The following is a 16,545-nucleotide window of genomic DNA, read 5'->3' on the forward strand; positions in this document are numbered from 1 at the left end:
TTTTGTATGTAGGGGTTAGTACAGTTGGCGAACAAACTTTGTTAAATATAATACATTCATTCTAGTTAACAAATTTATTTTACTCTATCGTTAGATTTTTTTTGTAATAAATATAATCAAAAGTTGAGCGGATTGTTACTTTTTTTCTAATCGTAAATCCCAGTTACTATGCCTGGGAACAATCGTCTGTCCAGGAAAATGAGTTTTTAAAACCATCATTTTGGTTGTATTAATAGTTAATGAATCAAAACCGGCCCAATTAATATCTGTTGAAATATTATCTTTTAAGCTGTCTAAAACTGTTTTCACTTTTTTAGGTGACTTCAAATATGTCCCAACTGCCTGGGAAAAATAAAAATCTCGCCACATTGATGACTGCCATGTGACATAATTACTGTTATCCATTTTGTATTCAAGACCCTTTTGAAATAATAATTCATCATCGAGTAATCTTTTTGCTGCCCGAATCATACTATACCGAAATGCATCTTTTGAAGAATAGTTTAACGGGTAAGGTGATATAGCCAGGCGTTTAAAAAAAGTTTCCGTTGACCAGGATTTACTATTGCCAAAGTTCACCATTGTTGTTTTTGGATCTATCTCGTTTTTAACTTTTAGGAGATCAAACAGCTCAAGGTTTGTTCCATCTAGCTTTTCTTTTCCTACCAAAAAAGATTCTAAATATTTTGTTAATTCCTTAAACTTCTCTTGATCCAACCTGTAACTGCTTTTCTTAAAAGTTTTTTTTACATACGACAGAAAACGTTTTTGTTTTTCAAACTTTAAATACTGTTTTTTAACTGATCTTTTATTCTGTTGAAATTCTTGTCGGCTTAAGATTTTTTTTTGCCACTCTTGCAAAGGCTTATAGACCAAATATTTATGGCTGATTTTAACCGGGTGAGAAATTTGCCCGAGTGGTGCATTGAACACTTCTTTTTCAAGAACAGCAATATTTCCATCAAAACTAATGCTATCCGTTTGCAAGATTTGTTTAGCCTTGGGATTTTTGTTTTCCCATTCTACCCGGAAGTTTTTTGCACTTGATGAGTCTTTAAAAACAGCAAATTCAACAGAACGTTGTTTATTTGATTTTATATAGAAATCCCATAAAGTGGGATCACTAATATCAATATCCTTAAAAATTACTTCATCCCACAATTGTTCAATAACCGCTTCGCGTTTTTTTTGGTTTGCCAGCAATGAAACAATTTCCGGTTGCTCAAAATTTTCCATTTGGCCGAGAAGTGCTTCTGCGACAATAGAGCTTAACACATCGTTTTTATATTGGGCTTGTGTTTTGTTTCCTGGAATGGGATTAAAATTCGCGCGGTCTTTAAACTCGGAAACCGTAATTTTACGATCGCCAATTGTTGCAATCAGAGGAGTGTTGTTCTGACCCTGCTTTTGACAGCAGAACATAAAGAGGAGTAAAAATAGAAAAGGTTTTCTTAAATTCATTTTTTAGCGAGATCAAAAACTATTCCGAACTCAACAGCAACCATGCTTGTTTCCTGTTCTTCATAATTCCCACTTAAATCCAGTGAATAATCGACACCCGGCTCTAGCAGTTCAAATTTATATTCATCTTTTGTCATAGCATATTTATATGCTACCTGCCCAAACAAACTAAACCCTTCTCCATTAAGGAAAGTCATGCCTACACCTGCGGTAAAATATGGGATTGTTTCACCTGTAAAATCAGGGCCACTAAAACCTATTAGTATCTCGTCGGTACTCATATTTATCAAGCCTGCCCCTAGTGACAAATAAGGATTGATTGTTTCATTTGGCATAGGAAATATTTTTGCACCTATTGATGTTTCCAAAATGTATCTGTTTCCACCATTTACAATAAAGTCGCCAATTTCGCCTTCCAGCTCTGGGATCTCTTCTATTGCGGTTGCTTTCAAATCTTTTTTCCATTCGTCATGCATAAATACAAATGTGTTGAACGCAGCATCCCACTTTAAAGTAATCACATCATTGAGAGTATATTCCAATCCTCCGCCAAAATGAATCCCGGGGTTCCAGTATTCTTCAAAATGTGTTGCGGAAAGAGGTAGCGCCGTTCCTGTATTTATCTGCAAATCAATTTTTTCAGAAAGCTGTGCTGATAGTGTAAATGGAAAGCCAGCTAGTAGCAAAAGTGTTACAAACCATTTCTTAAACATAATTATTTTCCTAAAAATGGAGCATTAAAGTAAATCTTTGTGAATTATCTAAACGACCGAAATCAGCATAGGCATAATCTACCTGAATTTTCATTGTACCCTCAAGACGTAAATTAAAACCCAATCCAGCCGTCATACCTTCTTCAGTATCTTTTTGAAAAAGTGACTTATATCCTGCGCGAAGAAATACAGACTGATTCCAGCCATATTCAAACCCGGTATTAACAGATTCAAAATTATCATTTGGTGTCAGGGCATCAACTGCGATTGTTAGTTTATTTTGTTCTCCAAAATTTAACGTTTTTGCCAAACCAACTTGAAAATACAAAGGCAATGGATATTTTTGCATTTCATATTGTGCGTTAACCACATTTACGTTGCCGGTATTGCGATTATCTGGGTCATAAGCAAATTTAATATCGCGACCATCCAATTGCATTTTAGCACCAAAATTGCGGATGCTGGTTCCAAGTACGATTCCCCAAAATGGTGTGTTGAAAAGAGTTCCAACATCAATTGCCATACTTGACGCTTCTGAATGCCACAATCTTTGATATATATACTTTCCGGTAAAGCCAATTGAAAAATTATTAGTCAGGTTCCGAGAATATGCCAAACCAATTAGTAAATCCTGTACGTCAAATAAAGCCCCGGTGCCATCCGGGTTATCTAACGTGGTTACAGCCATATCTCCCGATGAAAATGAAGATACCATAAAACCTATCGAGCCGATATCTGTTAAATTAAGTGTAACGGCGCCAAAGTCATATTTAGTGCCTGCAATCCATTCCGTATGAGTAAACATTGCCTGGTAGCCGCTAACCCTTGCCAATCCGGCAGGATTTGTATATATAGCGCTGGCATCATTTGCAATAGCAACAAAGGAGCCTCCCATAGCTATTGAGCGTGCACTTACATCAATTTTTAAAAATTGGGCAACGGTTGTTCCAACTTTTGAAATATCCGAAGAGGATATCCTTTGGGCGTTTAATGGTGCCGATACAAGGATAAATGTAAGAACTATTCCAACAAATTTTAATTTCATCTGTAACTCCAGAATAAGTATCCTTATTAAAGGATTATTTTATTATTGCAAATTTACCAACTTTTTTCCCAATCCCGGGAGCGTCAACATGGAAGAAATAAAGACCATACGCTACTTCCATATTATCTTTTGTGAGTAGGTTCCAAAACTCTTTACCATCATCCAATGTAGAGTCATGATGTAGAACTTTTACAAGCTCTCCTGATGTTGTGTAAATCCTTATAGTGCACTTTGCTGGTAGGTGATTAAAATATAAACGCCTAAAGCCACGCTCACTACTTGAAACAGTGTTAACCGGTTCAATTGCGTTTGTTGCTATATAGGGATTTGGTACAACATTAATTCTATCTAACTGGTTTTTTGCTTTGCTAACATTGACGACAGCTTCTTGTGTTGAAAAAGAAAAACGGTCTCCATTAGAAAAGGGTTTGTCAGTTGAAAGAAAAAATACATCGTTTGAGCCGGGAATAACTTTAACTGAATCAGTACTGTTTAGAGTAACCTGCCAAACAATATTATTTGGGCTTACAGGGCCTCGAATAATATTTATCGTTTCTCCAAGATCCCATACACCGTCATTGTTTGTCTCAGTAATTTCATAAGGTGCAAAATCGTTTGTAGAAACATCAATTACTTTAAAATTACTTTTAACGTTTAAGACAGGTGTTGTATCAACAATTGTGTCAAAAAACTTGATTTCATAATCAAAGGGGTCTTGCGCATAGCCGGTTTCACGGGTTATCAAATAATCTAAATCCCCTCTACTTGATGCAGACCAACCCGTTAATTTATTGTTCAATTGAAAATCCGATTCCTTTACAACCAGTCTTAGACCATCAAATACAGGATTGCTTAACTCAGAGTCTATTTTTGTTGTTCTGTAAATCGGGTAGTTTTTATACCTAGCAAGATACTCCTTGTCGTCTTGCATCTGGGCCCCTGGATGTAGGTTTGGATCAAAAACAATTATTGATCCGCCCGAGCTGTCAATTTCGAAATCTGTTCCTGCCTGAAATTCGGTGTTTCCATCCGTTGACAAAATGGAAATATCTCTTAAATAATTATATTTAAGAGGTACTGAGTTTTCATAAAAAGAAATAAACGTTTGTGATTTTTCTTTTGTATCAAGAACGGAATATTCTGTTTCACCGGAGGTATCTGCAAATTCAATCTTGAAAACATTATCACTTTCAACTTGCCGCTCGTCAATAATGTCAATAGAAAAATTGCCTGTTGAAAAACCTTCCTCGCGAATAATGCCATTATTGTCATCAGCATCGTTTATATAAGGGCGCTCATACCCGGCTACTTTAGACCTAGGAATAGCACGTCCGGTATTTGTATCAAAATTGTATACGTTTGTTACGGGGTTAAAAGAAATGATTTTTGAACACTCCGATGGAGCTACGTTCAAAGAATCACTACCGCGGTCATAAGAAACTACGGCGTAAAAATAGGTTTGTCCGTTTATAACATTGTTAGAATCAACAAAAACATGGCGTAACCCTCGATCATCTCCCAGATAATATGAAATACCACGGTCTGTGTATGGAATACTAGAAGGACCTGTTAATCCATTTGCTAAATCAAATCTTGCATCCACGCCTTTATCGGTTTTTAATGGTTCAAACAGAAACGAGTTGCCGTTAGCATCCGTTATTGTTTGCTGGTCTAAAAATTTCGGATCGGTACTTCTATAAATAACATACCCTTCAAAATCCTGTTCTTTAGAAATTGGATCAACAGAGCCTTCGGCAACATCATCCCAATATAAAGTAACTTTCCTGTCACCGGGGACAATCGTTACATTGGGTTTTTCCGGTGGTTTGGCAAATTGATAACCGGAGTTATAAATCCTCTGTACTGCTTTTGCATTTAAAATGAGATCATTTCGATCTGCTGCAACAATTAGTGCTATTGAAAATCGCTTTATCGCATCGCTGACCCGATCATCGCTAACAGTAAAAATAGATTTTAATGTGAATTTCCCGGAACCATATAGAAAAACATAATCTCCCTGGACTTGTGTTGTATCAAATTGTCCTGATTGCAAATAATCCGTCCACATTTTTTCGTCATCACCAATACTCAAGCCGGAAAACAAAGGTTGTGCAAAGCTTGTCAATCCCAACATGTCAGATTCATCAATATCTGTAAACTCAAAATTTGGTTCACCGGGCTTGGTAATATCAAATGGATCTCCAGCGGTTGGCACACCATCTTTCTCGCCTTCATCGCCTGTATTTGGAATTCCATCTCTACCAATGTCATCCGTATCGGCACGCCAGTCACCATCATTGTCAATACCGTCGGTCCAGCTTTCATCCACAAGGCCATCTAAATCATTATCTATACCATCAGTTGAAACACCGGGGCTTTCCAAAAACTTGTAACCCAGGTATCCGGGAATAATATTCGCATCGTTTAAACTGAAACCATCAGCATCCCAAGCAAAGGTCATTTCAAATTCTTTATCAAAGTTTGCCCAATCATCACGCCAATCATCAGGACCTCCAATATGAGGATCTCCCCACATTCCAAAAGCAACTTTCTCAAGATCAAAATGTCCTTTGTTTTGGATTTTATAAATCAAAAATATTGCATCTTCCGCTTCTGCATTAGACCATTGATAATACCTGGCTTCAACTTCCAGGCCAAGCCCTCTTCTATCGGTTTCACCAGGATATGGAAAATATTGAAACTCCAGGTTGTCGCGGTCATCCATTACAAAAAAAGTTTCTTTATCCGCATTTGTTGCACCAAGCCCTAGTGCGCCCGGCCAAACATATTTTCTTAAATTTTCATCAAACCATTCTTTTGGCCAACTATCCGGCTTACCGTCACTATCGGTGTCACCGTCATCGCTTGTAGGCATATACTGAGACTCCAATGTTAAAAACTGGGTTTCGCCATCATCACTTTGTACAAGCGGTTGCCATGCCCAGCGTGTTGTTAAATCACCGGAAATCTCCGGACCTGATTTTAATCCGTCAGAGATTACATGTGCAACCCAAACTGTATCACCATTATCATCTGTAACTACACGGCCAAAATTATCACGTTTTATTTGAACATCGTGGTGGCTTCCTTTAGGAACAGGAACTTCAGACCCCACGAAAGGCCCAAATTCATAACCGTAACCTAAGCCTTCCCAAATAATATCAGTAATTCTGTTACCCGGGCTGGATATGGATCCAAAGTTCCAAATTTCTGTTGTAATTTTGTTACCGTTCATAATAGCACTTTGTCTTAAAGTACCCCCTGCTGTAGAAAATTGAGCGGTTTCCCAAGCCAAAAAATCATTAACCTGGGCCTGTGTCCAATCCTTTTGCATTCCCTTACTGTACAAACTATCTATATTTATTTGGGATGAAACTGAGAATGGTAAAAAGAGAAAAATTAGTCCAATTGTAAACTTCAACATAGTTGATAAAACTCCACATTTAGTGAAATACCTGATACAGGTAATATTATCTATATATAGGATATATAATTATAAGGCCTGGTCTAAAAGTCAACACTTAGACCTATGCGAATCTCCCTTGGCGAACGATAATAGTGCGGACGAACATTATATTCATCATTTGTATGCACACCTTCTTCGCCATAGTGTTTCTTGAATGATTCCGGTTCATCAATACTTTTATTTGCATAAGTATATTTTGCCGTGCCGGTGTCATCAAATACAAAACGTTCGTTCAAAGTATCAAACAAGTTATAGGCTTTAACAAAAAATTGGTATTGATATCCGGCCAAAGTAAAATTGTAGCTCGCCCTTAAATCAACACCTTTCAAAGTCGGTTTTCTGTCTGAATTGGAAACGGCATCATAGTTCGACTCGAAAAACTCCGGATTGTATGGATACCCTGCAGATATTTTACCAATCATACTTACAGTTAATTGGTCTACCGGGAACCAGGTTACAGAAGCAGAAAGGTTGTGCGTTTGATCCCAATCTAAAGGAATTATTTCTTTAACATTCTCCTGTCCGGAAATTGAGTTATAAAAAAAAGATGCTACATTGTTGTCGTTTCCTTCGGCAACTTGAAAAGTATAATCTACTTTAGCTGCGAATGGTTCTCCAGGCATTGCCCGTTTTTCTAAAGTTACTGTTACACCTTTTACATTTCCATAATCCTGATTGCGGCGTATTCTGTAATCCTGTGTTTCCCCGCTCTTGTTACCATCTTCATTTAAAAGGAAAAAGCGAATTGTTTGCCACGCCAGCAAATTACGAATGTCTTTATAAAATCCTGTAACATCGATTGCGATTGAATTTGTAAATTGTTGTTGCAGACCAATTTCATAACTTATTGTTTTTTCAGGGTCAAGATTAGCATTGCCAAAAAGTGGCGCTGAGTTTCCAACAGGTAATGAAAAATTTGGGTTGCTATACAAGTTTCTTAGAGATGGCATCTGAAAAAAATGTCCGTAAGACAAATGAATTATACCCTGAGCAGTGATTGGAAATGATATTCCAAGACGTGGTGCAAGCATATGTTTAGAATCTGCCATTTTGCGTTCGCCATCAGGTTGTAGCTCATCTACTGCATAAGGCGCGTCACTATTAAAATAATCGTAACGTAAACCAAGGTTTATAATCATGTCATCATACTCTAGCTTATCCTGGAGATATGTTGAGATTTGTCTTGGGTAACGGATATATTTACCATCACCAATAAATATCTTAGTTGGCTGATAATAATCACTGCGGTTGTAGCTTATGGAGTAGCTTTCTCGATCTAATACATGCAACCGGGTTTCAACCCCGGCTTTAACTAAATTTCTTTTATTAACCTGGCTTGTAAAATCAAATTTTGCTAAGAATGTTTTTGAGTTTTCAAAAATCTGGCTTCTTTGCATTCCACCAAAATTAAAAGTTGCACCACCCGGATCACCCTGGATTAAATCTGTGGGCGTATATTTACTGATATCTTCATGGACATATTGATCATAGTCGCGGGTATTAAAAGCAACTTTCAAATCATAAAAAGTGCTGTTGTTTAGGGTATGTGTTAGTTGAAGGGAGTTGTTTGTGCTGGTTGAAAAATATTTATACGTGCCATCCGGATTGTACTTATAAGAATGAACATAGCTTTTCCATTCAGATGTATTCAACAGACTCTGGACGCGCATGGTTACACCCGGTGCCAATTGGAATTTTACTTTCCCCAACAGGTTTAAACCTTCACTCGGGTTCATTGGAACAACTTTGCCGTCTCCGTTATTTTCGATATACCAAGCATCGCTATAGACCGGGATTCTTGTAACGATACCCTCATCTGACTCTTCTATATAGGAAACCTTTTGTAAAAAATTTGCCGAATCGGCTGGGGTGTGTTCGCGAATACCATATAAATATCCATCCGATTTACTTGCCCGGGCAGAAACAAAAAAAGTATTATTCCCACCCAAAAATGACAATGGACCGGAGAGAGATCCCTCCACGTTGTATTTTGAAAATGGATTAACATCATCAATATTAGTGTAAATGTCTTTATGATCGCTTATGTAGTCACCACTGTAAAAACTCAAATAAGTTTTAAAGTCACGGCTTCCATCTTTGGTTGTAAAATTAACTATGCCGCTCATTGCGTTTCCATATTCCGCATTAAAAGCTCCACTAACAACTGTCATTTCTTGTATAGAGTTATTTGATACGCTTGTTGCCAAGCCATTTGTATTAAAGGGGTTTGCCACTGAAACTCCGTCTACAAGATAGGCAATCTCGGTTGATCGTCCACCCCTAATATGAAGAGCACCATCAGCACCCTGGGAAACCCCAGCCTGTGTTAACATAATTCCGGCATAGGTTTCAACCGGCAATGTTTTTATTTCTTCAGTTGTGGTAACTTTTTTAGATGATGTTAAATCTTTTTGCACGAGGGGTCTTTCAGCAATCACAACAATTTTCTCATCCAACTCTACAACTTGTTCGCTTAGTTTAAAATCCAAAATTGTAGTCTGATCTGATTGTATTAGCACATTTTGAGTAACTGTTGTTTGATAGCCAATATAGCTGCATTCAACAGAATATGAACCGGGTGTGATATTGAGGACAAAATATTCGCCGTTTTCGTCCGAAGAAGCTCCCTGAAGCTGGTCAACAAGAATGATGTTCACACCAATAAGTGGCTCTCCGGTATTACTATCGGTAACCCGGCCAAGAATTTTTCCGGTATTACCAGCAAGCAAATTGCCGAATTGAATAAATACAATGAGCACCAATGCAAGACAACGTTTCATATTAAAATACTCCAAAAACCAATTGATGTTAGTTTGATACTTGAACTAATTGGCATAATATAGAAAAAAAGACAACAAGTCAAAACACAAATGCATATTTCAAAAAAACTTGCTTTTAAGGAATGACCGTGCTTAGTTTAGCGCAATTAGTTCACTTCCTTAATTAACTTAACAATTCAATTTATTTGGAGGTTTCTTTATGAGAAAACTTACCGCTCTTTTTGTGAGTCTGTTTCTTAGTTCAATGTTTATGCTACAAGCACAAACAATGGACTTTAAAACCGGCTATCAGTTTCCAACAGTTGATCAGGATTCAGTATTAAGTGGCCTGGCCAGTATTCGTGGAATGGATCTGCATGATGATCCATTAGGTGAAGGCGTTGCCGGATTTGCAGTAACAAACTATTACGAAAATGGTTTTATCCATGTATTTAAAAATGCAGGCGATGATGCAATGGAACTTGTTTGGACCAGTCCTGACTTTGATAGTTTAGGTGGAGCCAGCCATCCTCGTTTTGTAAAATGGGGAGATTTGGACAACGATGGTATTATAGAACTTATTGCTCCATTTGATGGAAATGGAATTGCAATTTTTGAATGGGATGGAGTTGCAGGAAGCTGGAACTTTGGCGATGCCCCTGCTAAAACAATTAGTTCTCCTTTATATTCTGTTTATCCTGATTCTGCAAATGGTTATAATAATGTTGAGTTTATGGATGTAGCAGATGTTGATGATGATGGCCAAAACGAACTGATGTTTGCCAACAACTCTTCAGGAAGTGGCTTTGACAGATATTATGTTTTTAGTATTAATGGTACATATTCAACAGGAAACCCTGGTTTTTCTGTAGTAAAAAGAGAAGGTCACTGGCCTCGTAATGAAGTTTATGCGAACTATGGTGGTGGTACTCCTTATGCTGTAGTTGCTGCTGACCTTGATGGAAATGGCGTTAAGGATATGGTTTTTCACAACTGGAACTATGGGCACCATACTCCTGTACGTTCTACAGGCGCTGATACATATGAACTTGCAGATACAACAGGCGGAAACAACTATGTATATGGTGATCCTACTGATGATATGGTTTCTCTTGGTGGCGGACGTGCTATTGATATTGATGAAGATGGTAAAGAAGAAGTTTATTTCCCAATGTATAGTGCAAACGGAATGGTGTTAATGGCTCATTATGATGATGGCAACTTGGCACATGTTGATACAACTAATGCGTTTATGTTAGACGTAGTTCCTGAAAACGATGACCGCTATGATTTCTTTGGCCGTCCAGGTGTAGGTGATTGGGACAGTGATGGTAAACCAAACTTATATTATGCTGCACGTCATGGAGCATATGTAAGGACGTCAGAATTTATGGGTGGTGAAAAAACTGATCCTAACAATTGGGAACATTCTATACTTTATACAGGTGACGAACTAGATTCTAAAATCTACAGCTCTATTACTACAACTGATTCTGCCGGACATATTGTTTCAGATACAGTATTGCAAGCAAATAGCGAAGGCACTATCGCAATGAAGCTTTTTGGAAATTACACTGATTTTGATGGCGATAAGTTCGAAGATATAATTATACCAACTCAGGCCTGGGGTGACAGCATTGATATTTTCAATTACACCTGGGTTAGGGATACAGCATGGACAGTTTATGATACAATGTATGCCGGTACTGACTCAATGGAAATTGACACCGTTGACTTTACACACTCTGTTTATGATACAGTTGAAACAAAAATTGTTGAGCCAAACAGGATTTCTATCCGCATGATTGAGTCTACTCAGATTAACAGCATTGAAAGCAAAGAGATGACTGTAATCTTACCGAGCGACTATAAACTTAGACAAAACTATCCTAATCCTTTTAACCCTGAAACAAACATTGAGTTTTTCTTACCTATTAAGAAAAAGATTAGTTTGACAATCTATAACAGTGTTGGTCAAAAGGTTAAAACGCTTATTAATAACGAAGCTTACAACAAAGGTACACATACAATGCAATGGAACGGTACTAATAATGCCGGGGTTAAAGTTGCAACAGGTATGTATATTTATGAGTTGAAGTATGGTAACTTTAAGAAAAATAAGCGAATGATGCTTATTAAGTAATTAGGTTTTAATAAATAAAAAAAGGCGTCCATTGAGACGCCTTTTTTTATTTATACCATTGTTTAAAAAGTTCTTTACTTCGTCTCCCCATATTTTTTTAATTCCAAAGTTTGGCCATTAAAAAATGCATAGGAAAAATGGTTTATCCAGTCCCCAAGATTAATATATTTTTTTTCACCAACCTGATGCACAAGGGGATTGTGCCGGTGACCCATCATCACATAATCAAATCCATTTAAAAATTGTTTTTCAGCAAATTCAAAATAATCGCTCTCATCCCTAAGGTGGTTTAATTGATTTGTGTAAAGTCTGCTTGACCCGGAAACAAAGCGGGCAAATGGAATTCCAAAATCCGGGTGAAGCAGCCGAAAAAGTTTTTGGTTAATTCTGTTGCGCATAACTTTTTTTAAAAAACGATATCCACCGTCCTTTTTTCCCAAGCCGTCTCCATGCCATAAATAAAATTTTTTATCTGCCAATTCAAAAGTATACTCATCATGATAGGTTTCTATTTTTACATAATTATCAAAAAATGTACCCAAAGAAAAATCATGGTTCCCGGCAAGATAATAAAGCTTAATTCCTTTTTCAGTTAGTGACCTAAAACAGTGTAAAAATTCAAAGTATTTTTTGGGAACGACATAATTATATTCAAACCAGAAATCAAACAAATCACCAACAAAATAAATATGGCTGGCTTCATTTTTTATATTATATAAAAAATCGAGAAAAACCTTTTGTCGTTTGTGTTCTTCCGGTGAGTCATCGGTGCCCAAATGTATATCGGATAAGAAATATGCTTTTACCATGTCCATTCTATAATAAATTGAAAAATGGAAGCTAACTTTTACATTAAATAAAATCAAATGCCTACCTTGTTTGTTTGATAATAAAAGATTATGATTTAGAAAAAATGAGGATAAAATGAATAATAATGCCCTAATAATTCTTGCACCAGGATTTGAAGAAGTTGAAGCAATCACAATTATTGATTTGTTAAGACGTGCAGATATTCCGGTCACAACTGCCTCAATCTCAGAAAAAACTATAACCGGCTCTCATGGAGTTACCATTGAAGCTGATGAACTAATTGATGATTGCATAAACCGTGACTTTTTTGTAATTATTTTACCCGGCGGTCAGCCTGGAACAAACAACTTAAAAGAGTCTGAGAAAGTTATTGCCCTACTAAAAAAGCAATCTGAAAAGAAACGGTTGATAGCCGCAATTTGTGCTGCGCCAACTGTTTTAGAAAAAGCAGGATTAACAAAAGGGAAGAAAGTGACCAGTTATCCAACTGAAGAAAAAGTCTTTGTTGATTCAGAGTATGTAAATGACAGAATCGTCCAGGATGGAAATATTATAACAAGTAGGGCTCTTGGGACTGCGATTGACTTTTCACTTTATTTAATTAAAAGTCTTTGCGGAGAAGAAAAGGCAACGGAAATTTCTAATAAAATCTTACATTCTCAAACAAGGTCATTATAGCTTTTCAATTGATTTTACAGCATCCAACAACCCGGATAAATCTGTCCTTAACGGGTCTACCACTGGAATATTCATTTGATTTGCTGCACTTTGAACTATTTCTTCCGCTTCCGTTTGCGAAAGTAAAGCAGTGTTTAAGGAAAGGCCAATAATAGGGGCGCAGTTAATCTGTTTTAATAATTGATTATAATTTTCGTGGGCATCAGTGATTCCTTTTAAATCATTAGCCTTGCTAACTTTGTGACACAAAATCACCGCATCCGGTTTTGTACCATGCAAAATCCCCATCATCGTTCCAGCCTTAATCGGATCATTTACAGACCCCTGACCTTCAACAAACAGGTATTCAAATTTTTGGTCTCTTTCAATTAAATCCGATTCAATATAACCGGAGATTAAATCACCAATAAGAGATTCTGCAATAAAGCCTTTTCCTTTAATTAAACGGGAAGATAATCCTGTTGGGATCCAATCGGCAGAGATGCCTTTTTTGTGGATCATATCAATCAACTCAAGAGTTGTTGAAAGCTCTCCACTATTTTCGTTGCTTCCTGCCATCAATACTTTTTTTGCCTGGATATTTTTTGTCAAATTTCTGTACTTGACAGGTTTGTCTCCTCTTTCACGAAGATCTACAATATTTGCCTTATATTTTTTTGCCAGCAAATCAAACTCTGCCAATGAACTTAAGGGTTGATGAAGGCCATTTAAAATATGAACCCGCATCTGCAGTGCCTTAATTATCATCGGGTACCATTCCATAGGAAATGTGCCTTTAAAGGAAGAAGCACCTATAAGAAGATAATTTGGTTTTTGAGTCAAAAATTCATCTAGAGATGATGCGATCGGTATTTCGCCGCCAAAACCTAAAACTTCTTCAACTGTTTTGCCTGCATTACCGGTATCAATAATACCAATAATTTCACTGTTCAAATAGCGGATCAGTTCGCATTCAATTTTTGAATTTACTTTTTTTAGAGGAGTATCGGTGTGGATTATTATTCTTCTTTTCATGGGCTTTGGATGAGTTAGACAATCACTAAATTTATAGAAAACTTCAACTTAGAACAAATTTATACTTTGTAAGCTTTAATTATTGCGAATCGCCCAGTGTAATAAACGGTTTGATCTTTTCCAGTGTTTTGGGTCCGATTCTTTTAACTTTTGTTATTTCTTTAATTGTTTTAAAGGTGCCATTTGCAGTACGATAATTAATAATATTTTTTGCCGTTGCAGGGCCTATTCTTGGTAACTTTTCAAGTTCTTTTTGTGAAGCTGTATTTATATTTATCAGCTCGTTTAATTGAATATCTTTTTTTTTCTTACTTTTCTTTTTTTCCTGATACTCGGGCACCGCTGCTTCTTTAGTCACACCGGTTGTATCAGAAGAGATTTTCTGAAAAACACTATCCTGAACTGAGTAGTCGTATAAATCATCCTGAACAATATAGGGTTGAATCCATTGAATAATAAATGCAACAAAAAGCAGGGCGCTAACCATGAGCAATCCTCTTTTTTCGGATGGAGATAATTTTGACATTCACAATTTTCCCGGCCAAGGAATAATCAGATATTTAAAGCATCTTTAAAGCGTTCAAAAACATTCTTTGATGAAGTATCTCCCGGTTTCAAGTTTTCACTTTCTTGAAGCTCGGCAAGTACTTTCTTTTCTTCGGAAGATAATTTTGTAGGGACAACCACCTGAACCTGTACAAGTTGATCCCCAACCCCCGCTCCATTTAAATGCGGGATGCCTTTACTGCGCATCCTTAAAATTTTTCCGGATTGTGTCCCAGGCGAAATTGTCAGTTTTGCCTTTCCTGTTAATGTTGGGATCTCAACATTCGCCCCCAGTGCAGCATCAGGAAAACTTACAGGTAATACAAGAATTACATCATCACCACGCCGTTCAAATATTTTGTGTGATTTCTCTTCAATATGGACAATCAAATCTCCGGCAGGGCCGCCTCTTAATCCGGCATGCCCCTCTCCGTTTAACGGAATATAGTTCCCCGTTTTTACACCGGCAGGGATATTTACTTCAATGGTTTTGGTGCCGTTTACTCGTCCATCACCACCACATGTTGCACAAGGATTCTCAATTATTTGTCCTTCACCAGAGCAGCGCTGACACGATGAAATATTTACAAATTGCCCAAAAAGAGATTGTGAAACATTCCGTACTTCACCACTTCCCTTACAAATAGGGCAAACAACCGTTTTACTATACTTTGCCGAACCTGAACCGGAGCATGTAGCACAGTCAATTTTTTTATTTACTTTGATTTTCTTTTTTGCACCCGCCGCAATTTCTTCCAAATCTAACTTCAAACGGATTTGCAGGTCAGCGCCTTTTCGACGGGAGCTTCTCCGCCGTCCACCGGATTGTGAACCTCCACCACCAAAAATATCGCCAAAACCGCCAAAGCCTTGTTCCATAAATTGTCTAAGCGCATCCGATAAATCTATCCCGCCACCAAAACCAAAAGGATCGCCGCCTCCAAAACCGCCGCCACCCATATTTTCTGCAGCATGGCCAAAACGGTCGTATTTAGCGCGTTTCTGGTCATCACTTAAAATTGAATAGGCTTCTGCAATTTCTTTAAACTTTTCCTCGGCTTCTTTATCTCCAGGATTTTTATCAGGATGGTACTTCATTGCCAGCTTGCGGTAGGCTTTTTTTATTTCATCCGCTCCACTGTTTTTTTCAACACCTAAAACTTCATAGTAATCTCTTTTAGACATAACTTACCTTATTTTGAAACCAGCACCTGGGCATGCCGGAGAACTTTTTCATTTAGTTTATAACCCTTTTGGTGCTCATCAACAACAAAGCCGCTTTCAAATTTATCAGAATCAACTTGCATTAAAGCATCGTGTTCATCCGGATTAAACTCTGTACCTATGGCTTCAATTTCTGTCAAACCGCGCTTTGTTAAAGCCTTCATCAAATTCTTATATACAAGCTGAACACCATCCAGCAGTGTGGATTTTTCTTTTTCTGAAACAGCATGGTTTATCGATCTTTGAAAATCATCAATAACCGGAAGCAGTTCTTCTATAAGCTCCTTACTTGCAGATTGAATGTTTTCGATAAACTCTTTTTCTGTGCGTCGTTTATAATTATCAAATTCCGCCATTTTACGTAATAGCTGGTCTTTTAATTTTTCCTGCTCTTCTGAAGAAGCTGCCAATTTTTCTTTGAGATCCTTTACTTGTTTTGTCTCTTTTACATTTTTCCTTGCAGAAGGCTTACTATTTTTTGGTTTTCTTGTTTTTGTTTCTTCCATTGTTTCCTGTTCGCTTTTTACTTCATCTGACACTTTTAAATCTCCATAGATAATTAATAATACTTCTTAATCGGTTTAGATAAGAAATATAGCAATACGTTACTAAATTATTAGAACCGAGGAAGTTAAAAATTGTAGGGGCAGGTGTCAAGCTGGATTGCGTGAGAATTAACGATTATT

Annotated in this window: 12 protein-coding genes; 2 read left to right on the forward strand and 10 right to left on the reverse strand. The window is 37.1% G+C overall.

The genetic code is table 11. The features are described from left to right. Positions 1–135: 135 nt before the first annotated feature. From HND50_08445 to HND50_08465, 5 genes are all read right to left on the reverse strand, one after another. Entirely contained in the window at positions 136–1,461 is a 1,326-nt protein-coding gene (locus HND50_08445) for a hypothetical protein (protein NOG45245.1), read from the reverse strand. Further along, the gene (locus HND50_08450) at positions 1,458–2,174 is read right to left on the reverse strand and encodes a hypothetical protein (GenBank protein NOG45246.1); all 717 of its coding nucleotides are present in this window, start codon (positions 2,172–2,174) and stop codon (positions 1,458–1,460) included. The genes HND50_08445 and HND50_08450 overlap by 4 nt, the downstream gene beginning before the upstream one ends. 10 nt (positions 2,175–2,184) lie before the next feature. Further along, a complete protein-coding gene (locus HND50_08455; protein NOG45247.1) occupies positions 2,185–3,219 on the reverse strand; it encodes a PorV/PorQ family protein in 1,035 nt (344 codons plus the stop codon). A 34-nt stretch (positions 3,220–3,253) separates the two neighbouring features. Continuing rightward, positions 3,254–6,643 carry a hypothetical protein gene (locus tag HND50_08460; protein ID NOG45248.1) on the reverse strand — a complete coding sequence of 1,130 codons (3,390 nt, stop codon included), beginning with the start codon at positions 6,641–6,643 and terminating at the stop codon, positions 3,254–3,256. 83 nt (positions 6,644–6,726) lie between these two features. After that, positions 6,727–9,465, reverse strand: a complete 2,739-nt coding sequence (locus tag HND50_08465; protein NOG45249.1) for a TonB-dependent receptor — start codon at positions 9,463–9,465, stop codon at positions 6,727–6,729. Positions 9,466–9,664: 199 nt separating this feature from the next. On the opposite strand from HND50_08465, the gene HND50_08470 reads away from it, so the two are divergent. Then, positions 9,665–11,587, forward strand: a complete 1,923-nt coding sequence (locus HND50_08470; protein ID NOG45250.1) for a T9SS type A sorting domain-containing protein — start codon at positions 9,665–9,667, stop codon at positions 11,585–11,587. Between the two features lie 74 nt (positions 11,588–11,661). Here HND50_08470 and HND50_08475 read toward each other — a convergent pair whose 3' ends face one another. Continuing rightward, entirely contained in the window at positions 11,662–12,396 is a 735-nt protein-coding gene (locus tag HND50_08475) for a UDP-2,3-diacylglucosamine diphosphatase (protein NOG45251.1), read from the reverse strand. A gap of 115 nt (positions 12,397–12,511) precedes the next feature. Between HND50_08475 and HND50_08480 the strand changes: the two genes are divergently transcribed. Continuing rightward, positions 12,512–13,075, forward strand: coding sequence for a DJ-1/PfpI family protein (locus HND50_08480; protein ID NOG45252.1), 564 nt, complete (start codon positions 12,512–12,514; stop codon positions 13,073–13,075). On the opposite strand, the gene HND50_08485 is transcribed toward HND50_08480, so the two are convergent. From HND50_08485 to grpE, 4 genes are all read right to left on the reverse strand, one after another. Then, positions 13,070–14,089, reverse strand: a complete 1,020-nt coding sequence (locus HND50_08485) for a DUF1611 domain-containing protein (GenBank protein NOG45253.1) — start codon at positions 14,087–14,089, stop codon at positions 13,070–13,072. The two genes, HND50_08480 and HND50_08485, sit on opposite strands and share 6 nt — an antisense overlap. A gap of 79 nt (positions 14,090–14,168) precedes the next feature. After that, the gene (locus HND50_08490) at positions 14,169–14,576 is read right to left on the reverse strand and encodes a helix-hairpin-helix domain-containing protein (GenBank protein ID NOG45254.1); all 408 of its coding nucleotides are present in this window, start codon (positions 14,574–14,576) and stop codon (positions 14,169–14,171) included. A 65-nt stretch (positions 14,577–14,641) separates the two neighbouring features. After that, on the reverse strand, positions 14,642–15,820 hold the full coding sequence (dnaJ, locus tag HND50_08495; protein NOG45255.1) for a molecular chaperone DnaJ: 1,179 nt from the start codon (positions 15,818–15,820) through the stop codon (positions 14,642–14,644). A gap of 8 nt (positions 15,821–15,828) precedes the next feature. Further along, a complete protein-coding gene (gene grpE, locus HND50_08500; protein NOG45256.1) occupies positions 15,829–16,398 on the reverse strand; it encodes a nucleotide exchange factor GrpE in 570 nt (189 codons plus the stop codon). Between the last annotated feature and the right edge of the window lie 147 nt (positions 16,399–16,545).

Source organism: Calditrichota bacterium (assembly GCA_013112635.1).
GTDB lineage: Bacteria > Calditrichota > Calditrichia > Calditrichales > J004 > JABFGF01.

Bases quoted from the DNA above. Each gene is read 5' to 3' on its own strand.
- HND50_08460 (NOG45248.1), bottom strand. From the start codon at position 6,643: ATGTTGAAGTTTACAATTGGACTAATTTTTCTCTTTTTACCATTCTCA.
- HND50_08485 (NOG45253.1), bottom strand. From the start codon at position 14,089: ATGAAAAGAAGAATAATAATCCACACCGATACTCCTCTAAAAAAAGTA.
- HND50_08455 (NOG45247.1), bottom strand. From the start codon at position 3,219: ATGAAATTAAAATTTGTTGGAATAGTTCTTACATTTATCCTTGTATCG.
- HND50_08445 (NOG45245.1), bottom strand. From the start codon at position 1,461: ATGAATTTAAGAAAACCTTTTCTATTTTTACTCCTCTTTATGTTCTGC.
- HND50_08480 (NOG45252.1), top strand. From the start codon at position 12,512: ATGAATAATAATGCCCTAATAATTCTTGCACCAGGATTTGAAGAAGTT.
- HND50_08470 (NOG45250.1), top strand. From the start codon at position 9,665: ATGAGAAAACTTACCGCTCTTTTTGTGAGTCTGTTTCTTAGTTCAATG.
- HND50_08465 (NOG45249.1), bottom strand. From the start codon at position 9,465: ATGAAACGTTGTCTTGCATTGGTGCTCATTGTATTTATTCAATTCGGC.
- dnaJ (NOG45255.1), bottom strand. From the start codon at position 15,820: ATGTCTAAAAGAGATTACTATGAAGTTTTAGGTGTTGAAAAAAACAGT.
- HND50_08475 (NOG45251.1), bottom strand. From the start codon at position 12,396: ATGGTAAAAGCATATTTCTTATCCGATATACATTTGGGCACCGATGAC.
- HND50_08490 (NOG45254.1), bottom strand. From the start codon at position 14,576: ATGGTTAGCGCCCTGCTTTTTGTTGCATTTATTATTCAATGGATTCAA.
- HND50_08450 (NOG45246.1), bottom strand. From the start codon at position 2,174: ATGTTTAAGAAATGGTTTGTAACACTTTTGCTACTAGCTGGCTTTCCA.